Source organism: Mycobacterium sp. NGS50 (assembly GCF_059812545.1).
On the sequence record NZ_JCALCW010000011.1, the window covers coordinates 77,623 to 96,617 of the forward strand.

General features: G+C 68.5%; 19 protein-coding genes. 9 read left to right on the forward strand and 10 right to left on the reverse strand.

Features of this window, described 5'->3' with window-relative positions:
- Positions 1 to 76: 76 nt before the first annotated feature.
- Both AC5Y36_RS10125 and AC5Y36_RS10130 read right to left on the reverse strand, forming a co-directional pair.
- A complete protein-coding gene (locus AC5Y36_RS10125; protein WP_500040752.1) occupies positions 77 to 691 on the reverse strand; it encodes a mycothiol-dependent nitroreductase Rv2466c family protein in 615 nt (204 codons plus the stop codon).
- On the reverse strand, positions 688 to 1,104 hold the full coding sequence (locus AC5Y36_RS10130; RefSeq protein WP_500040753.1) for a DUF302 domain-containing protein: 417 nt from the start codon (positions 1,102 to 1,104) through the stop codon (positions 688 to 690). Before AC5Y36_RS10130 ends, AC5Y36_RS10125 begins: the two co-directional genes overlap by 4 nt.
- A 138-nt stretch (positions 1,105 to 1,242) precedes the next feature.
- On the opposite strand from AC5Y36_RS10130, the gene AC5Y36_RS10135 reads away from it, so the two are divergent.
- A complete protein-coding gene (locus AC5Y36_RS10135) occupies positions 1,243 to 1,512 on the forward strand; it encodes a metal-sensitive transcriptional regulator (protein WP_500040754.1) in 270 nt (89 codons plus the stop codon).
- A gap of 60 nt (positions 1,513 to 1,572) precedes the next feature.
- Here AC5Y36_RS10135 and AC5Y36_RS10140 read toward each other — a convergent pair whose 3' ends face one another.
- On the reverse strand, positions 1,573 to 3,045 hold the full coding sequence (locus AC5Y36_RS10140; RefSeq protein WP_500040755.1) for an aldehyde dehydrogenase: 1,473 nt from the start codon (positions 3,043 to 3,045) through the stop codon (positions 1,573 to 1,575).
- A 42-nt stretch (positions 3,046 to 3,087) separates the two neighbouring features.
- Entirely contained in the window at positions 3,088 to 3,876 is a 789-nt protein-coding gene (locus tag AC5Y36_RS10145) for a class I SAM-dependent methyltransferase (protein WP_500040756.1), read from the reverse strand.
- A 276-nt stretch (positions 3,877 to 4,152) separates the two neighbouring features.
- Between AC5Y36_RS10145 and AC5Y36_RS10150 the strand changes: the two genes are divergently transcribed.
- Together AC5Y36_RS10150 and AC5Y36_RS10155 are read left to right on the forward strand one after the other, a co-directional pair.
- Positions 4,153 to 5,307 carry a glycosyltransferase family 4 protein gene (locus AC5Y36_RS10150; RefSeq protein ID WP_500040820.1) on the forward strand — a complete coding sequence of 385 codons (1,155 nt, stop codon included), beginning with the start codon at positions 4,153 to 4,155 and terminating at the stop codon, positions 5,305 to 5,307.
- A gap of 101 nt (positions 5,308 to 5,408) precedes the next feature.
- Positions 5,409 to 5,870: a hypothetical protein gene (locus AC5Y36_RS10155; RefSeq protein WP_500040757.1), complete on the forward strand. Its 462-nt coding sequence runs from the start codon at positions 5,409 to 5,411 to the stop codon at positions 5,868 to 5,870.
- Here AC5Y36_RS10155 and AC5Y36_RS10160 read toward each other — a convergent pair.
- Both AC5Y36_RS10160 and pgfA read right to left on the reverse strand, forming a co-directional pair.
- The gene (locus tag AC5Y36_RS10160; protein WP_500040758.1) at positions 5,848 to 7,563 is read right to left on the reverse strand and encodes an MmpA family trehalose lipid delivery protein; all 1,716 of its coding nucleotides are present in this window, start codon (positions 7,561 to 7,563) and stop codon (positions 5,848 to 5,850) included. The two genes, AC5Y36_RS10155 and AC5Y36_RS10160, sit on opposite strands and share 23 nt — an antisense overlap.
- Before the next feature lie 6 nt (positions 7,564 to 7,569).
- On the reverse strand, positions 7,570 to 8,853 hold the full coding sequence (pgfA, locus tag AC5Y36_RS10165) for a cell envelope lipid trafficking protein PgfA (RefSeq protein WP_500040759.1): 1,284 nt from the start codon (positions 8,851 to 8,853) through the stop codon (positions 7,570 to 7,572).
- A gap of 203 nt (positions 8,854 to 9,056) precedes the next feature.
- Here pgfA and AC5Y36_RS10170 point away from each other — a divergent pair, with 203 nt between their 5' ends.
- The gene (locus AC5Y36_RS10170; protein ID WP_500040821.1) at positions 9,057 to 10,172 is read left to right on the forward strand and encodes an acyltransferase family protein; all 1,116 of its coding nucleotides are present in this window, start codon (positions 9,057 to 9,059) and stop codon (positions 10,170 to 10,172) included.
- Between the two features lie 3 nt (positions 10,173 to 10,175).
- On the opposite strand, the gene AC5Y36_RS10175 is transcribed toward AC5Y36_RS10170, so the two are convergent.
- Together AC5Y36_RS10175 and AC5Y36_RS10180 are read right to left on the reverse strand one after the other, a co-directional pair.
- Positions 10,176 to 11,141 (reverse strand): dimethylarginine dimethylaminohydrolase family protein, encoded by a 966-nt coding sequence (locus AC5Y36_RS10175; RefSeq protein WP_500040760.1) that lies wholly within the window; start codon positions 11,139 to 11,141, stop codon positions 10,176 to 10,178.
- On the reverse strand, positions 11,138 to 12,118 hold the full coding sequence (locus AC5Y36_RS10180; protein WP_500040761.1) for a phosphotriesterase family protein: 981 nt from the start codon (positions 12,116 to 12,118) through the stop codon (positions 11,138 to 11,140). The genes AC5Y36_RS10175 and AC5Y36_RS10180 overlap by 4 nt, the downstream gene beginning before the upstream one ends.
- Before the next feature lie 135 nt (positions 12,119 to 12,253).
- Between AC5Y36_RS10180 and AC5Y36_RS10185 the strand changes: the two genes are divergently transcribed.
- The 5 genes from AC5Y36_RS10185 to AC5Y36_RS10205 all read left to right on the forward strand — a co-directional run bounded on the left by AC5Y36_RS10185 (position 12,254) and on the right by AC5Y36_RS10205 (position 16,761).
- A complete protein-coding gene (locus AC5Y36_RS10185; protein ID WP_500040762.1) occupies positions 12,254 to 12,643 on the forward strand; it encodes a PPOX class F420-dependent oxidoreductase in 390 nt (129 codons plus the stop codon).
- 156 nt (positions 12,644 to 12,799) lie between these two features.
- Positions 12,800 to 13,798 (forward strand): pirin family protein, encoded by a 999-nt coding sequence (locus tag AC5Y36_RS10190; protein WP_500040763.1) that lies wholly within the window; start codon positions 12,800 to 12,802, stop codon positions 13,796 to 13,798.
- Between the two features lie 73 nt (positions 13,799 to 13,871).
- Positions 13,872 to 14,552, forward strand: a complete 681-nt coding sequence (locus AC5Y36_RS10195; protein ID WP_500040764.1) for a TetR/AcrR family transcriptional regulator — start codon at positions 13,872 to 13,874, stop codon at positions 14,550 to 14,552.
- The gene (locus AC5Y36_RS10200; RefSeq protein ID WP_500040765.1) at positions 14,549 to 15,490 is read left to right on the forward strand and encodes a R2-like ligand-binding oxidase; all 942 of its coding nucleotides are present in this window, start codon (positions 14,549 to 14,551) and stop codon (positions 15,488 to 15,490) included. Before AC5Y36_RS10195 ends, AC5Y36_RS10200 begins: the two co-directional genes overlap by 4 nt.
- Before the next feature lie 146 nt (positions 15,491 to 15,636).
- Positions 15,637 to 16,761 carry a BTAD domain-containing putative transcriptional regulator gene (locus tag AC5Y36_RS10205; protein WP_500040766.1) on the forward strand — a complete coding sequence of 375 codons (1,125 nt, stop codon included), beginning with the start codon at positions 15,637 to 15,639 and terminating at the stop codon, positions 16,759 to 16,761.
- Here AC5Y36_RS10205 and AC5Y36_RS10210 read toward each other — a convergent pair.
- Together AC5Y36_RS10210 and AC5Y36_RS10215 are read right to left on the reverse strand one after the other, a co-directional pair.
- Positions 16,736 to 17,509, reverse strand: coding sequence for a hypothetical protein (locus AC5Y36_RS10210; protein ID WP_500040767.1), 774 nt, complete (start codon positions 17,507 to 17,509; stop codon positions 16,736 to 16,738). The genes AC5Y36_RS10205 and AC5Y36_RS10210 overlap by 26 nt on opposite strands.
- 91 nt (positions 17,510 to 17,600) lie before the next feature.
- Positions 17,601 to 18,983, reverse strand: a complete 1,383-nt coding sequence (locus tag AC5Y36_RS10215) for an NADP-dependent succinic semialdehyde dehydrogenase (protein WP_500040822.1) — start codon at positions 18,981 to 18,983, stop codon at positions 17,601 to 17,603.
- Positions 18,984 to 18,995 lie beyond the last annotated feature (12 nt).

An 18,995-nucleotide genomic window follows, 5' to 3' on the forward strand; every position in this document is an offset into this window, starting at 1 on the left:
CTGTGGGGTTTCCCGACGATGTGCGGTCAAGCAGCTGACGGCGCGAGCCGGGCACGTGACTAAAAGCGCTGGCGCATCAGCGGTGCCCGGTGCCGGCCATCGACGGCGGACCCTGGTAGGGGCGTTGCAGGACCGCGAACCCCGGCGTTGATGCCGCGGTCACCACCGCATCCAGCAACGCGGCTCCGGCGTCGGGCGCCGGGAGGCTCGTCAGTACCGGCCCGAAGAATCCGGTGTCGTCGACGACCAGGATGGGGCTGCCGCCCTCGCCGCCGAGCAGGTCTTGGCTGCGTTGGTGCGACGCGCGCACGTCGTCATCCCAGCTGGGGTCATCGAGCGCGTCGGCCAAGCCGAGGTCCACGCCGCACGACGCCAGAGCTTCTTTGACCACGTCGTCGGTCAATTCCCGGGCACCGGTGTGCATCTGGGCGCCCAGGGCGTCGTAAAGCCCGGTGAAGGCTCCGGGGCCTCCGGCGGCCGCGGCGGCTGCGAAAACGCGACCGACACGTCGTGAGCGCTCGAGTTTGGCCTGCTGCGCGGGGGACATCTCGCGTCCCTCGTTGAGCACGGCAAGGCTCATCTGCCGCAAGGTGACGTCACGTCCGGTTGCCTTCGCCGCACCCAGCAACCACCGTGACGTCACCCAGGCAAACGGGCAGATGGGATCGAGGTAGAGGTCGACGGTGCTCATTGCAAGTCCTCGGCCAGGGTGCTGATCGCGGTCCGCAGTTGCCGCGCGGCTTGATCGGCGACCGGCGCCAGCTCCGGATCGTCGACGACCTGCACCATCAACTGTGGGTTCATCGCCTCGACGTGCACCGTAGCCGGGTTTTCGGCATCCTCGCGGACCACCACATTGCAGGGCATCAACAGCCCGATCTGCTTGTGGGCCGACACCGCTCGGTGAGCCAGCGGCGGATTGCAGGCACCGAGAATCAGGTAGCGCTCCATCGACTCGCCCAGTTTCTCTTTCAGCGTCGCTTGCACATCGATTTCAGTCAGTATTCCGAATCCGTTGTCTTTCAGTATTTCCCGCGTTCGGGCAACGACGGTATCGAAGTCGTTCTTCGCGGCATCAATCGATGTGCTGATGGCAATGGACATCATTTCCCTCTCTGGTAGCAGCTCCGGCACGGCCAGCCTTCTACCCGCAATATACCTATACGGGTATGGGTATGCAACCGGCACCGCTTATACCCCCTGGGGTAGCATGGAGGGGAAAGCGACGGAGGGAGCAATCAGGTGGTCGGCGACGAAGAGAACATCACCGCTGTGCTGAATCGGCTACGACGCGCCCAGGGGCAACTCGCCGGGGTGATCGCGATGATCGAGCAGGGGCGCGACTGTAAAGAGGTGGTGACCCAGTTGGCGGCGGTGTCACGCGCGTTGGACCGGGCGGGTTTCAAGATCGTTGCCTGTGGGCTTCGTGACTGCCTCAGCGGCAGCAATGCGTCCGGCGGGGCGCCGTTGACCGAGGCGGAATTGGAGAAGCTGTTTTTGGCTCTGGCCTAGCCAAGGCTGGTGGACCGTCGCCGGGCCCGCGACACGCTCGCAGACCCGGCGACGACTGGCTCAGGCCTCCAGGGTGTAGCCCATCGGCATCAGCACACTCTTCTGCTGGGTGAAGTGCTCGACGCCCTCTTTGCCGTTCTCGCGGCCTATGCCGGAGTTCTTGTAGCCGCCGAACGGGCAGCAGGGGTCGAATGCGTACCAGTTGATCGCGTAGGTACCGGTGCGGATCTGTTGGGAGATCTCGATGCCGCGTGGGATGTTGGTGGTCCACACGCTGCCGGCCAGCCCGTACACCGAGTCGTTGGCGATCGCGATCGCGTCGTCCTCGGTGTCGTAGCCGATGATCGACAGCACCGGCCCGAAGATCTCCTCCTGGGCGATGGTCATCGAGTTGTCCACGTCGGCGAACACCGTGGGTTGCACGAAGAAGCCGCTGTCCAGACCCTCCGGGCGACCGCCGCCGCACACCACCCGGGCGCCCTCCTCGATGCCCTTGGCGATGTAGCCCTCGACCCGGGCGCGCTGCTTCTCGCTGATCAACGACCCGATCTGGGCGCCCGGGTCATCCGGCAGGCCGACCGGCAGCGACTGCACGAAAGCGCCGACCGCATCCACGATTTCGTCGTAGCGGGAGCGCGGCGCCAGGATCCGGGTCTGGGCCACACAAGCCTGCCCGGTGTTCATGATCCCGGAGAACACCAGCATCGGGATCGCCGAGGCCAGGTCGACGTCCTCGAGCAGGATGGCCGCCGACTTGCCGCCGAGCTCCAGCGTGCACGGCTTGAGCAGGTCGGCGGCACGCTTGCCGATCTCCTTGCCGACGGCCGAGCTGCCGGTGAAGGAGAAGATGTCCACGTCGGGGTTGGAGGTGAGCGCCTGACCGGTGTCGACACCGCCGGGCACCACCGACAGCACCCCCTCGGGCAGACCCGCGTCGGCGAACGCCTGCGCCAGGGCGTTGGCGCTCAGCGGGGTCTCGGCGGCTGGCTTGAGCACCACCGTGCAACCGGCCAGCAGGGCCGGACCCAGCTTGTTGACGGCCAGGAACAGCGGCACGTTCCACGCCACGATCGCACCGACGACACCCAACGGCTCACGGTGGACGATGGTCTGCCCGTAGGCGCCGGTGCGGACCTCCTGCCAGCTGACCTCCTCGACGGCGGGGCCGGCGAAGAAGTTCAGCGCCCCGATCGAGCTCATCCAGTGCATGGTCTCGACGCCCATCGGTGGCTGGCCGGTCTCGGCCGCCAGCAATGCGGTGAACTCCTCCTTGCGCTCCTCCATCAGCTTGACGGCGGCCGCGATGATGGCGGCCCGCTCGGCCGGCGGGGTGGACGGCCACGGTCCGGAGTCGAAGGCGACCCGGGCGGCGGCGACAGCGGCGTCGACGTCGGCCTTGGTCGCCAGCGGAACCTTGCCGACGTACTCGCCGGTGGCCGGACAGTGGACCTCGATCACCTCGCCGGTGGCCGGGGCGGTCCACTTGCCGCCGATGAAAAGCTTGTCGTATTCGGTCGCGGTGCGCTCGGTCATGGCGCCAACCCTACCGAGGGATCGGCAGAATTAGAACCTGTTTCAGTCATTAGCTGCGCGCGGGGCGAGCACCAGCACCAGATTGCTCACCGCGAACTCGCGTAACAGTGGAACCGCGGTCATCCACCACGCCCATCGTGGGTGGTAGCGGGGGAACGCCGCAACGAGCGCCCCGGTGCTGGTGGCCCATGTCAGGCCCGCTGCAGCTGACACCGCGAACAGCGACGAGCCGTAGTTGTTCTTCGGCGGATGTCCGTGTTTGCGGGTGTAGCGCGCGGCGGCCCGGGCTCCGCCCAGGTAGTGGGTCAGTCCCATTTCGTGGCCGCCGAACGGACCCAGCCACACCGTGTAGGACAGGATCGCCAGGCCGCCGGGCTTGGTCACCCGCAGCATCTCGGCGCCCAGCCGCCAGGGCTCGGGCACATGCTCGGCGACATTGGACGACAGGCAGATGTCCACGCTGTCGTCGGCGAAGGGCAGCGCCATCCCCGAGGCTCGCACAAACGTGCCCGCCGACCCGCCGGGGCGGGGTCCGGCGGCGTGCATCTCGCCCGGATCGGGCTCGACGCCGAGGTAGTGCAGGCCGGCCCGGGTGAACGCGCTGGCGAAATATCCGGGTCCACCGCCGACGTCGAGCACCGTCCGTCCGGTCGGAGAGTCGCCGTGGGTGCCCCGCCACAGGTCGTTGACCAGCGCCGCGGTGTCATCGGCCAGGGCTCCGTAGAACCGGGCCGGTTCGCGCTGCTCGTAACGGAACTGCGCCAGCAGTCGCAGCGAACGCGACAGCGTCGCCCGTGCGGCGACCAGCTCGGTCGCTGGAGTGGCGGCCATCCGCCCAGCCTATGCAGCCGGCTATGCCGCTGCGCTGCACCCGCCCGCCACCCGCCGAGCGTGCAGTTGGCTTCACGCTGGACGCTGGTCGACGGTGAACCTGGCTTCACAGTCGCGGGCATGACCGGCTCGGCCGGGCTTGCGATCGCCGCGGGGCTGGTGGCGGTGACCCGCTGCGCCCGGCTCGGCCGGGCTTGCGATCGCCGCGGGGCTGGTGGCGGTGACCCGCTGCGCCCGGCTCGGCCGGGCTTGCGATCGCCGCTACGCTATTACCCAATGTCCGAGATCCGCGCCGTGCTGCTGTTGTGCTGGCGCGATACCGGACACCCTCAGGGCGGCGGCAGCGAGACCTACCTGCAGCGCATCGGTGCCCACCTGGCCGCTTCCGGCGTCGCCGTCACACTGCGCACCGCCCGCTATCCCGGCGCCCCGCGCCGCGAAGTCGTCGACGGCGTTTCCATCTCCCGTAGCGGCGGTCGCTACACCGTGTACCTGCGGGCGCTGGCGGCGATGGCTGGGGCCCGCATCGGTCTGGGCCCGCTGCGCGGGGTGCGTCCGGACGTGGTGGTCGACACCCAGAACGGTCTGCCGTTCCTGGCCCGGCTGGCCTATGGACGTCGGGTGGCGGTCCTGGTGCACCACTGTCACCGGGAGCAGTGGCCGGTGGCCGGGCGGCTGCTGGGCCGGATCGGCTGGTTCGTCGAGTCGTCGTTGTCGCCGCGGTTGCATCGCCGCCACCAGTATGTGACGGTGTCGCTGCCGTCGGCGCGTGACCTCGTGGACCTCGGTGTGGACAACGCGCGCATCGCCGTGGTGCGCAACGGTCTCGACGAAGCACCGCGGGACACCCTGTCCGGTGATCGGGCCGCCGCCCCACGGGTTGTGGTGCTCTCCCGGCTGGTGCCGCACAAGCAGATCGAGGACGCCCTGGAGGCGGTCGCGACGTTGCGGACCCGGATGCGCGATCTGCACCTGGATATCGTCGGCGGCGGGTGGTGGCATCAGCGGTTGGTCGACCACGCCGCCCAGCTCGGCATCACCGATGCGGTGACGTTCCACGGTCACATCGACGACGTCACCAAACATCAAGTGGTGCAACGGTCCTGGGTGCATGTGCTGCCGTCGCGCAAAGAAGGCTGGGGTCTGGCGGTGGTGGAGGCGGCCCAACACCGGGTGCCCACCATCGGCTACCGGTCCTCGGGTGGATTGACCGACTCCATCGTCGACGGGGTGACCGGGGTATTGGTCGATGACCACGACGAACTGGTGGGCCGGCTCGAGCAACTGCTGACCGACCCGGTGCTGCGCGAGCAGCTGGGAGACAAGGCGCAGGCGCGCAGCGCCGAGTTCTCTTGGCGGCAAAGCGCCGACGCCATGCGCGAGGTGCTCGACTCGGTCCATGTCGGCCGCTACGTCAGCGGCGTGCTCTAAGACCGGTGTGCCCCGGCAATTTTAGTGCTCACCGTGGTCCCGGTGGCTGGTTAGGATCGCTGCGGGCAGAGTCGCGAGCCAACCGAAGGGGGCGATGAACGGTGTCGATTCCCGTTGGGCAGCAGCAACCCGCCTATCCACCGCCGCCGGCCGAACCGACGTTTCAGGTACGCACCGTCAAACACAGCGGCGCCGTCATCATCTGGATCAATCAGCGCTACACGGTCACCGGCAGCTATGCCCAGTGCGTCGCCGCGATCGACGCCGCCCAACAACACTGCATGCTGGCCGGCTGGTGGAGCATCGGATCAATCCTGTGGAACCCGATCTCGTTGTCCCAGAACGCCAGCGCGCGCAAGACCTTACGTGCCCAGGCCCGCCAGGCGCATGAATATGCGTTGTGGTGGTCGACCTATTACGGCGGCGGCACCGCGCCGGTGTGGGCGCCACCGCCCGAGCCGCCCGCCCGCGGCAAATGGTGGTTGTGGATTCCGCTGGCGATCCCGGCACTGTTTCTCACGCTGATCCTGCTGCTGGGAATCATCGGTGCGGTGACCCGCTGACCGGCTCTTCAGCCTGACCACGGCGACGCCAACCGGCCACTGCGGCGCCCAGCGCACCGACACACAGCAACCCCAGCCACACCAGATGGGCGATCAACGCCGCATGCCGCCGCCCCGCTGATGCCCCGGCGGCATCCCCGCCCACCCGGTACAGGATCAGGTCGGCATCACGGTAGGCCACCGGCAACGTGTCCAACGTTCGCGCTGATGCCCCGAGGTCCCCGGCGGTTCCGGCTTCCACCAGCACCCAGCCCACCCCGGCGCGGGCCAGCTCGGCGGGATCCGCCCCGGCCAGCAGCAGCGCCTGCACGCCACGGGCCCGGGCCCCTTCGCCGGGCACGGTGCGCCCAGCGACGCTCAGATCACCGGTGACCAACACCTCGGCGCGCACCCAGCGTGGCAGCGGGTCGAGGACCGGTGCCGGGCCGGCCCACGCGAACCGCCGCATCGATCCGGCCGGCAGCACCGTCACCGGGCGGGGATCGGTATTGATCTGCGCTGCCACCGTGCGCCACCCGGCCGGGTAGTGCACCGGCGCCACCTTGCCCCCGGCGCCCCAGGCCAGATCCGGCAGCACCGCCGTCAACGCCACGCAGCACAGCAACGCCGTCACCGCGGGCGCCAGCCAACGGCGGGCCGCCAGCACCACACCCGCACCGGCCAGCACGTAGCCGGGCATCGCCAGCGCCACCCACTTCTGGCCGTCACGCAGCACGCCGAACCCCGGTACGGCATCGATCAGCGACGACAGCGCGGCCATCCCCGGTCCGGTCGCCAGCGCGGCCGGGACCAGCACCGACACCGCGGCCAGCACCAGCAGGGCGCGCGGTGCCCGGCGGCGCAGCACCACCGGCAGCCCGGCCGCCACCACCCCCAACAGCACCGCGGCCGCCGCCAGCGTGAAAAGCGTGGTCCGGGACGCGGGGACGGCCGCCGCATTCCAGATGCCGCCCAGGCTGGCCAGACTGCCCAGGGTGCCCAAACCCGGCTCGGCGCGGGCGGCGAACGCCGCCACCCCGGGCGCGCCCGGCGCCGCCCAACCCGACGAACCCCACACCGACGCCGTCAACCAGGGCAGCGCCGCCAGCACCGCAATCCCCAGCGCAGCGACGGCACCCAGCGTTCGGGGACGTTCGGCTGCCAGCAGACACACCAGCGCCACCGTGGCGGCCAGCATCAGCCCGGTCGGTGTCAGCCCGGCCAGCGCCACCCAGAACGTCAGGCCCAGCCACCCGCGCCGGCCGCGCAGGGCGAGCGCCGTCGCCGCCACCCACGGCAGGCAGCCGTACCCGACGAGCAGGCTCCACTGCCCCTGCAGCAGCCGCTCGGCCACATACGGATTCCAGATCGCCAGGGTGATCGCCACGAACTGTCCGGGTCGCCCAGCTTCCGGCAGCCCGGTCGCCACCAGGCGGGCGGCGCCGCAGCCGGCCAGCCACAGCCCGACCACCAGCAGCGCCGTGACCACCACACCGCCGTCGATCAGGCCGGAGGCCACCGCGACCGCGAAATCCTGCGGGACCGCGCGCGGCGCCGACTCACCCAGACCCAGCGCGGCGTCGGTCAGGTAGGACCGCGGGGTGGACACCGCGTCACGCAGCAGCAGGTATCCCGGGCCCAGCAGCGGAGCCACCGCCAGCACCGCCAGCAGCAGCGCGTATCCGGGTCCGGCCCAGCGCGGCAGCCGGCTCACCGCGGACTACGGATGTTCCGTGGAATCCTGCTCGGGCTCGTCGTCATCGGGTGGAGTCTCCTCGGACGCCCTCGCCTCTTGCTGCAGGCCGGGGAACTGGGCCGGGATCTTCTCGGTGACGGCCTCCGCGCCGGGTACCGGTTCATCGGCCCGTTTGCTGCGGCCGGCGCCACCGAAGAAGCCCTCGAAGAAGCCGTGCTCGGCGGTGTCCAGGCCCGGATCGATCCGCGCCGCCTCGGTGCGCAGACCGAACCAGCCCAGCAGCGCACCCCCGAGCAACGCGATCAGTCCGGTCGCGGTGAAGCTGATCGGCAGCACCCGCGACCACAACGAAAGCCGGTCCCGCTCATCGCGGGCCGCGCTGACCTGGGATTCGACCGTCTCCTCGGTGGAGGTGATCTTGTAGTCGGCCAGGGTCAGCTCGGGGTTCTGCGGGTCGCGCGCGTAGTACTGGTTGGCGTGCTCGCGGGACTTCACGATGGTCCCCGACACCGGGTCGACCCAAAACGTCCGCTGCGTGGCGTAGTAGCGGGTCATGGTGATCTGCTCGTCGGGGTTGTCGCTCTCGATGCCCCACATCGACGCCGACGTCGTGATCTGACCGTCCTCGTCGTGCCCGTAGAGCGAGATGTAGCGCACCGGGTCTTTCGGCTTGCCCTTGTCGTCGCAGCCCACGTTCTGGACGAACTTGTAGGTGGTCAACCCGTTGACGTCCTCTTCGCCCTGGTACTTGGCGTCGTAGGCCTGCCGGGCGATCGGGTCGAAGTACTTGTAGGTCTTCTGCTCGGTGTGGAACGGGAACCGGTAGGACAGCCCCTCGTGCGGCACCGGGCTGGAGGTCGGCGGATTCTCGTCGCCGACCGGGCGCGGGTTCTGCACCGATCCGCCGGGATGGGAGTCGTCGGCGACGGCCTCGGCCGTGGTGCGGTTCAGCGTGACGGTGTCGACGATCGCCAGCAGCAGCCCGTTGTCTTTCTGCTGATCAGTGCGCCGGACCGACGAGCCGACCTGCAGGGTGACCACATCGGCGTTGGCCGGCGACTCGACACTGATCTGCTGCTGGAACGCCAGCGGCACATCCTTGCTGACGATCACCTTCTCGCCCTGCAGGGAGGCCGGATCGAGCGCGGTGCCGGAGCCTTCGCTGATCAGCGTGGCGTCGACGTCGAGCGGGATCTTGGCGATCTTGTCCGCGGTGTAGGTGGACAACAGCAGCGCGGCGATCAACAGGGCCGCACCGAGTCCCATGGCGGCGCATGCCGCGATACGCAGCATGACTGCTCGGTTCACGTTGCCGAGCCCTCCTTCTAGCCCATCACGTCGGGGTGTGCCCATCGCCGTCGGCTTGGGTCGTGACGCAAGACCGGATTGAACACTAACAAAGCGTGTGGAACCTCGGGGTTCGCGATGCGGCGCGGCCGGGCACACTTGTCGTTGTGCGCGACGATCAGCAGGTGGGCGGGACGCGCAGTTTCCTGCCCGCGGTCGAGGGCATGCGTGCGTGCGCGGCCATCGGTGTGGTGGTCACCCATGTCGCCTTCCAGACCGGTCACTCATCCGGTGTCGGCGGCCGGCTGCTGGGTCGCTTCGACCTGGCGGTTGCGGTGTTCTTCGCGCTGTCCGGATTCCTGCTGTGGCGCGGACACGCGGCGGCGGCACGTGGCCTGCGCCGGGTTCCCCCGACCAGCCACTATCTGCGGTCCCGCGTGGTGCGGATCATGCCCGCATACCTGGTGGCGGTGGTGGTGATCCTGCTGCTGCTGCCCGACGCCGCCGGCGCCAGCCTCACGGTGTGGCTGGCCAACCTGACCCTGACCCAGATCTATGTGCCGCTGACGCTGACCGCGGGCCTGACCCAGATGTGGAGCCTGGCGGTCGAGGTGAGCTTCTACGTCGCGTTGCCGGGGCTGGCGCTGTTGGCGCGCCGGCTGCCGGTGCGGGCCCGGGTACCGGCGATCTTCGCCGTCATGGTGCTCAGCTTCGGCTGGGGTTACCTGCCGATCCATGCCGCCCACGGCGCCAACCCGTTGAACTGGGCGCCGGCCTACGCCTCCTGGTTCGGGGCCGGCATGCTGCTGGCCGAGTGGACCGTCAGCCCGATCAGCTGGGTGCACCGGCTGGCGCGCCGGCCGGTATGGGTCGCCGGTGTCGCGGTCCTCGCCTACCTGGTGTCGGCGTCACCACTGGCCGGCCCGTCCGGGATGACCCCGGCCACGGTGAATCAGTTCGTGGTGCGCACCGCGATGGGCGCGCTGCTGGCCGGTTGCCTGCTGGCGCCGCTGGTGCTGGATCGCCCCGAGACGCCGCACCGCATTCTGGGTAGCGCGCCGATGGTGACATTGGGCCGCTGGTCCTATGGGCTGTTCATCTGGCATCTGGCGGCGCTGGACATGGTGTTCCCGGTGATCGGCCGGTTCGCGTTCAGCGGCGACATGCCGATCACGTTGGCCCTGACCCTGGTGTTCGGTATCGCGCTGGCCGCCGTCAGCTATGCGCTGGTCGAATCGCCGTGCCGGGAAGCGCTGCGTCGCTGGGAAATCCGTGAACAGCACCCGGTCCCACCGCTGGACAGCGCCATCACCGACGACCCCGAGCCGATCGCACGCTGAGCGTCACGCCGCCCGGTGCAGCGGCTGGGTGCTGCACCGGAACGAGCCGCCGAACGACCGCGAGATCTGGAAATCGATGTACTCCACGGTGACGCCCCGCCGGACCAGTTGGGCGCCGATCGACGTGAACTGCGGGTCGGTGACATAGACATCCGGGCGGATCGGCAGGCCGTTGGTCGCCAGCCGCGCCGTGTCGGCCAGCGACACCTCGACCCGGTCCCACTCCCGCAGCAGCGCCGGGATGCCGTCAAGGAAGGCATCCGGGCACACGATCATCAGCCCGTCGCGGACCAGGCTGAGCGCGCAATCCAGATGCAGGACACCCGGATGTAGCCGAACCTGCTCGACGGTATAGCCGAACGGGCCCAGATACTTGCCCAACCAATCGATCCCGGCAGCGTTGGAGGCGAGTCCGGAACGTCCGACAAAGACGTGCTGGGCGAGCACCAGCACGTCCCCGCCCTCCAAGAACGGCCCGGGCCCCAGCCTGGCGTCGTCGGCGTCGGCCACCTCCGGCATCGGCACGGCCACGTAGCGGGCGTTGGACGGGTAGACGTGTGCGGCGAAGACGCCGCGCATCGGCAGCACCTCGATCCGTCGGTGACGGAACCGCATCGATCCCTCGATGACATGTTCGCCGATCGTGAAGAACGGGTCGCGGGCAAAGAAGTTGGCGTAGCCGTCGGTCCGGGCGGCCGCCTTCTCGGCGTCGGTCAGCAGGCGAGGACGCAGCACCTGTACGCCGCAGGCCTCCAGGAGTTGTTGCAGCGCCGCACGTTCGACCTCCCACGCGCGTTGTCGGCCCGGGTCGGCGTCGCGCAGGTCGCCGGTGAACGCGACCGCCGCGGCGTCCGGCAGGAAGTGCATGTCGGGGTCGTCGTGAATCCGCGGCGGGAGGGCGAGTTCACTGCGGGCGAGCACCACGGTCCGCAGCGGCGCGAACTCGCTGTCCACAAAAACCTGGGTCAAGCGTAGGCGCCTTGGGCCTCGAAAATCCGCCGCGGGTTGTCCACCAGCATGGTTCGGAGCTGCTCGTCGGTGACACCGCGGGCCTTGAGCGCGGGAATCACGTCGTTGTGGATGTGCAGGTAATGCCAGTTGGGGGCCGCCACCGAAGTCAGGTCTTCGGGCAGCGCATCGAAATAGCAGTTGGCGTCGTGTGACAACACCATCTTGTCGGCGTGCCCGCGTTCGCACATCCGCGCCACCGTGTCGACCCGGTCCTCGAACGGCAGGATCAGATCGATCCCGAAGCGGTCCATGCCGATGTAGGAGCCGTTGGCGATCAACTCCTCCAGGTAGCCCAGGTCGGTGGTGTCACCGGAGTGGCCGATCACCACCCGGGACAAATCGACGCCCTCCTCGGCGAAGATGCGTTGCTGTTCCAGTCCGCGGCGCGACCCGGCGTGGGTGTGCGTGGAGATCGGCACCCCGGTGCGTATGTGCGCCTGAGCGACGGCCCGCAGCACCCGTTCCACCCCGGGGGTCACTCCCGGTTCGTCGGTGGCGCATTTGAGAATTCCGGCCTTGATGCCGGTGTCGGCGATGCCTTCTTCGATATCGCGGACGAACATCTCGGTCATCACCTCGGGACCGTCCATCATCGTGCCCGGCCCCAGATAGTGGAAGCGGAACGGCACGTCGTTGTAGGTGTACAGGCCGGTCGCCACCACGATGTTCAGCTCGGTGGCGGCCGCGACGCGGGCGATGCGGGGTAGATAGCGGCCCAGCCCGATCACCGTCAGGTCGACGATGGTGTCCACGCCGGCCGCTTTGAGTTCGTTGAGGCGCTGGATCGCGTCCGCGACCCGGGCGTCCTCGTCGCCCCACGCTTCGGGATAGTTCTGCGCGATTTCGGTCGTCATGATGAACACGTGCTCGTGCATCAGGGTGACGCCGAGATCGGCGGTATCGACGGGGCCGCGGGCGGTACTCAGCGCTGACACCCACCCGATGCTAAAGCGATCACGGGGAGCTTGTCGGTGGAAATCGTAAGAGAGCCGACCTAATCGTGCTCGGCTCACCGCCGGTGATTACGATCGGCCCAACGCGAATTCCCACGGCGAACCGGAGGAGACACTATGGCGTTCACCCCTGCTGAACTGGCATTCCTGCGCCAACAAGCGATCGGCCGGCTGTGCACGGTCGGTCCGGCGGGGGATCCGCAGGTCCGGCCGGTCAACCTGCACCTCGGAGCGGACGACGCCACGATCGAGGTCTGGGGGCCGATCCTGGCCAATACGCAGAAGTGGCGCAACGCCGTCCGCGAACCGCAGGTGTCGTTCATCGTCGACCAGGTGGTCGCCCAGCCGCGCAACATCCGGGGCATCGAGATTCGCGGCGTTGCCACGGCATTGCCCGGTGAGCGTCCGGCCGCCGACGCCTTCAGCGGCGACATCCTGGTCATCAAGCCGCGACGCATCGTGACGTGGGGCATCGACGAAGGTGGCACCCACGTCCGCAACTTCTGACCAGGCGATCACGCGCGCGGCGGGTCGCCGCCGTGGGGTTGAGGCGATCGCCAGGGCGGCGGAGCCGGGTGCAGCGGGTCGCCGCCGTGGGGTTGAGGCGATCGCCAGGGCGGCGGAGCCGGGTGCAGCGGGTCGCCGCCATGGGAGTGGACGCCGGTGAGCAACACCGACGCCCACCCCACCGAACAGCGCGCCGAGGCCGGTCCGTGCCCGCGCGACGCGGTGGGCCGCCCGGTGGTCGAGGTGCTCAGCACGCGGGCCGTCCCGCTGGGCGGACCGCGGGCGATGACCGTGCACCGCACGCTGCCGCAGAAGGAGCGCTCGCTCATCGGGGCGTGGTGCTTCGCCGATCACTACGGTCCGGACACCGTGGGTCCCGGGATGGATGTGCCGCCGCATCCGCACACCGGCCTGCAGACCGTCAGCTGGCTGTTCGCCGGGGAGATCGAACACCGCGACTCCGGCGGTGTGCACGCGCTGGTGCGTCCCGGCGAGATCAACCTGATGACCGGCGGGCACGGCATTTGTCATTCGGAGGTCTCCACGCCGCAGACCACGGTTCTGCACGGCGCTCAGCTGTGGGTGGCGTTGCCGGACGCGGCGCGCGAGGCCGCGCGCGACTTCCAGCATTACGCCCCGTCGCCGGTAGATCTCGGTGGCGGAAGCGCCCGGGTTTTCCTGGGTGAGCTGGCCGGGGAAGCGTCCCCGCTGCGCACCTTCACCCCGCTGTTGGGTGCCGAACTCGCCATCGACCCGGGCGCTCGATTGCAGCTTGCGGTCTCACCCCAGTTCGAGCATGGCCTGCTGGTCGACACCGAGTCGCTGCTGTTGGCCGACACCGCCGTGGCGCGCGGCGAAATCGGCTACGTGGGCACCGGGGTGGCCACCCTGACGATCATCAACCCCACCGACGTGCCCGGGCGGGCACTGCTGTTGGGCGGCACACCGTTTGGCGAGCAGATCGTGATGTGGTGGAACTTCGTCGGCCGCAGCCATGACGAGATCCTCGCGTTCCGCGAAGCCTGGCAGAACGAATCCGACCGGTTCGGCCGGGTCGACGGCTACCGCGGGGCGATCGCGCGACTCCCGGCGCCACCGCTGCCCAACGCCCGCATCGTGCCGCGGCGCAATCCGCCGACGGCTAATCCACGGTGAGCACCCGCAGCCTTGAAACGTGACGTGCCTCACATTAGAATGACCAGTGGTCATCGTCCCCCGGGAGGAACCGATGCCGACCGTGACATGGGCTCGCGTGGATCCGAAACGCCGCGCTGCCGTGATCGAAGCCGCCGAGGCGGAGTTTGGGGCGCACGGGTTCTCCCAGGGCAGTCTCAACGTCATCGCGCGGCGGGCGGGTGTCGCCAAGGGCAGCCTGTTCCAGTACTTCGCCGACAAGCGCGACCTGTACGCGTTCATCGCCGATGTCGCCAGCCAGCGGGTGCGTTCCTACATGGAAGCCCGCATCATCGAGCTCGATCCCAGTAGACCGTTTTTCGAGTTCCTCACCGACCTGCTCGACGACTGGGTCGCCTACTTCGCCGAACATCCCGGAGAGCGCGCCCTGCACGCCGCGGCGAGTTTCGAAGTCGACACCGACGCCCGGATCAGCGTGCGCAACGTCATTCACCGCCATTACCTGGAGGTGCTGCGGCCCCTGGTGCGGGAAGCCCACGCCCGCGGGGATTTGCGCGGCGACTGCGATACCGATGCGCTGATATCCCTGCTGCTGCTGATCTTCCCGCATCTGGCGCTCGCACCGTATGTGCGCGGGATGGACCCGATCCTCGGACTCGACGAGCCCAGCCCCGAACAGCCCGCCCTGGCGGTACGGCGGCTGGTCGCGGTGCTGGCCGCTGCCTTCGAGCGGACGCATGCCTACCAGACCGACCTGAAGGAGGTCACCTCGTGACGCGAACACACTACGGCTCGCTTGCCGGTGGCGGGCTCAATTGGAACAGCTTGCCGCTCAAGCTTTTTGCCGGAGGAAACGCGAAATTCTGGAATCCCGCCGACATCGACTTCTCCCGCGACCGTGCGGACTGGGAGAAGCTGTCGGACCGGGAGCGTGAATATGCCACCCGACTGTGCGCCCAATTCATCGCCGGCGAGGAAGCGGTCACCAAGGACATCCAGCCGTTCATGGCGGCGATGCGGGCCGAAGACCGGCTGGGCGACGAGATGTATTTGACCCAGTTCGCGTTCGAAGAAGCCAAACACACCCAGGTCTTCCGGATGTGGTTGGACGCGGTCGGGGTCAGCGACGACCTGCACCGGTTCCTCGACGATCTGCCGGCCTACCGGCAGGTCTTCAATGAGGAACTGCCGGAAGCACTCAATGCGCTGACCGACGACCCCTCGCCGGCCGCCCAGATTCGGGCGTCGGTGACCTACAACCACATCGTCGAAGGCATGCTGGCGCTCACCGGCTACTACGCCTGGCACAAGATCTGCGTCGAGCACGCCATCCTGCCGGGTATGCAGGAACTGATCCGGCGGATCGGCGACGACGAGCGGCGCCACATGGCCTGGGGGACCTTCACCTGCCGGCGCCACGTCGCGGCCGACGACGCCAACTGGACGGTGTTCGAAACCCGGATGAACGAGTTGATCCCGCTGGCGCTCGAGCTCACCCAGCAGGGGTCGGCGCTGTACGCCCCGGACATCCCGTTCGGCTTGTCGACGGACGACCTGATGCGGTACTCCGCCGATAAGGGGATGCGGCGATTCGGCACCATCAGCAGCGCCCGCGGGCGCCCGCTGGGCGAGATCGACCTGGATTACTCTCCGCTGCAACTGGAGGACACGTTCGCCGCTGAGGACGAACGGGTGCTTGCCGCCTCAGCCTGACCGCGCCGGGTTCCAAAACGCGGGGCCTCCGGAGTTTCCGTGCGAAATGGGTGCTTTTGCGTCTGCGCGTGCGGAAAAGGGTCACACTCGGTGATACCGGGATCGCGGCGGTGGCGCGAACGTACTCGAGAGGACTGATACGTGCGGTGGTCAACGACAACCTGCTGATCGGCGTGCTGGGGCCGCTGCAGATGAGCACCAACGGCAACGTGGTGCGATTGGGCGGCCCCAAACAGCGAGCGGTGTTGGCCATGCTGGTGATCAACCGCAACCGACCCGTCGCGATGGAAGCGCTGATCGGCGGGCTGTGGGGGGAGCGACCTCCCGCGGATGCGCGGGCGAACATCCATACCTATGTGTCCAATCTGCGCAAGCTGATCGGGATCGACGGGAAGGCGGTGCTGGCCGCTGCACCACCCGGCTATCAGCTCGGCATCCCGGACGACGCCTGCGATTTGGCCCGGTTCTTGGCGGAAAAGAATGCCGGGGTTCGTGCCGCCGCCGCCGGGCGATTCGAGGATGCCAGTCGGCACCTCGCTGCGGGCCTGGACGAATGGCGCGGGCCGGCGCTCGACGACCTCCGCGACTTCGCCTTCACCGACACCTTTGCCACGTCGATGATGGAGGAGAGGCTGCTCGGCTACACCGCTAAGGCGGAGTCGGAAATCGCCTGCGGTCGACCGTATTCCGTAATCGCCGAGCTCGAACAGCTCACCGCTGAACACCCCTACCGCGAGCCGCTGTGGGCGCAGCTGATCACCGCGTACTACGTCCACGATCGCCAGGCGGATGCGCTGGGTGCCTATCGCCGGCTGCAACAGGCGCTCGCCGACGATCTGGGCATCGACCCCAGCCCGGCGCTGTGTGCGCTGCACGAGCGGATCCTGCATCAGCAACCGCTCGACGTGAGGAAGGCGGCGTCGACCACCGCCACCGCCACGCTCACCGTGCTCGATAGACGCACCGGGTCGTTTGGGCACGCCAGCGCCGCATGCCTGCGCGACGCTTCGGGTCACAGTTATCCGCTCATCGGTGCGGCCACCAGAATCGGCCGACTGGGCGATAACGACATCGTGCTCGACCACGCCGAGGTAAGCCGGCAGCACGCGGTGATCATCGATACCGGTGCCAGTTACCTCATCCACGATCTGCGATCGGCCAACGGTGTCGAGGTTGAGCGGCAGAGAATCCGGTCGGCAACCGTGCTCAACGACGGCGACCAGGTGCGGATCGCCGACTACGACTTCACCTTTCACATCCTCCCAGCGTGACGTCGGCGCTGTAGGCGATCGCGCATTGCACCAGCTCGGCTTTGCGCAGGCCGACGTCCACGTGCCGGAAGCTGTACGCCAATTGGCCGCGATGCGAACAGATATGCCGAATCGCTGACCCCGGATCCAGCGTGCAGAAACAGGTCTCAGAGGTTTCCCCGGGGGCGGCGCCCCGCTCCGCGAGGGTGATCAACTGAAATCCGAGACCGAGAAGGCGGTCCCGGAGCGGGCCGGTGGCGGTGAATATCCAACGGACGTCTCGACGCCGACTCGGGGGTGTCCAGCCGTGGATACATCCCGCTCCCGTCGCCAACAACTCGAGCACGGCCGCGTCGATATGGCGGGGAGACCGTCCGGGGTCCGGCGCGGCGACAAGCCGGGTCAGGTCCCAAAGCTTGCCGTTGTCCTCCAACGTGGCCATTGCCTGATGTGCGCGGGCCGCAGCCTGCATCCCGGTGCCCAGCATGGACCAGCTCAGCGAGTCGGTCACGTGCGCGACCGGGGTCAATCGCAGGCCGGCGATGATGCTGTTGTCGCGGTAGTCGCGCAGCGCCAGGTGCAGCGTCGACTCGAGGTCGTCGTAGCGGTCGGTGTCACCGCCGGCCCGCGCCGCAGCCAGGTCGCGGTGCAGCCGTTGATTGGACGTGCCGATCGACAGGTCCACCCGGCCTTCGCCCCGCGGGACCCCCGCGGGCCGGTCTGTGTCCGTTGCGTCTGATCCGGGCGTCGACAGCAGCAGTGGTGCCATGGTGGGACTCCTTCGCCGAGCCGGCCGGCGGCCGGTGATCTCAGTCTCGGATTCCCGCCTTGACGATTTCTAAAAGCCGAGTCGGTGCCCGTTACCCGACCCAGGCCGTCTTGAGGTTGCAGAACTCGCGGATCCCGTGTGCGGAGAGTTCACGGCCGTAGCCGGAACGCTTGATGCCGCCGAACGGCAGTTCCGGATAGGACGTCGTCATCCCGTTGATGAACACCTGGCCGGCTTCGATCTCGTCGATGAAGCGCCGCTGCTCGGACTCGTCGGTGGTCCACGCGGCAGACCCCAACCCGAAGGAGGTGGCGTTGGCGATGTCGATGGCCTCGTCGATGTCGGCGGCGCGATACATCGAGGCGACCGGGCCGAACACCTCCTCGGTGAACAGCGCCATATCGCGGCTGATGTCGGTGATCACCGTCGGCGGGTAGAACCAGCCGGGACCGTCGAGCCGCTTGCCGCCGCACTGGATCACCGCCCCGGCCGCCGCGGCCTCCTCGACCAGTTGCTCGACATCGGCGCGACCCGCTTCGGTTGCCAGCGGGCCGACGTCGGTGTCGGGGTCGGTCGGGTCACCGACCCGCAGGGCCGACATCTTCGCGGTGAACTGCTGCACGAAGTCGTCGTAAACATCGGTGTGGATGATGAATCGCTTTGCCGCGATACAGGATTGACCGTTGTTCTGCACCCTGGCGGTAACCGCGGTAGCCACTGCCTTGGACAGATCCGCGGACGGCATCACCACGAACGGGTCGCTGCCGCCGAGTTCGAGGACGGTGTGTTTGATTTCGTCGCCGCAGATCGCGGCGACCGACTGCCCGGCCGGCTCGCTGCCGGTGAGGGTGGCCGCGGCCACCCGCGGATCGCGCAGGATCTGCTCGACCGCGCTCGACGGAATCAGCAGGGTTTGGAAACAGCCGTCCGGGAAGCCGCCGCGTGCCAGCACATCGGCGAGGTACAGCGCGGTCTGCGGCACGTTGGAGGCGTGCTTGAGCAGCCCGACGTTGCCGGCCATCAGCGCCGCGGAGGCGAACCGCACCGCCTGCCACAACGGAAAATTCCACGGCATCACGGCCAGCACCACCCCGAGCGGCTGATAACGCGCGAACACCTTCGACGCCCCGACCGCCCCCGCATCGGCGGGCTCGTCGGCCAGCAGCGCCTCGGCGTGATCGGCGTAGTAGCGGAATCCCTTGACGCATTTGAGGGCCTCGGCTTTGGCCGACACCAGCGTCTTGCCCATCTCCAGCGTCATCATCGCCGCCACGTCGTCGACCTCGGCCTCCAGCAGGTCGGCGGCGGCATGCATCCACGCCGCGCGCTGCGCGAAGCTGGTGCGGCGATAATCGGCGAACCGCTGATACCCGCGGGCGATCGCGGCATCGATCTCGTCGCTGGTGGCCGCCTCGAATGTGGCGACTGTCTCCCCGGTGGCCGGGTTGATCGTGGCGATTCCCGCTGCGGGCATGCTGACCTCCGT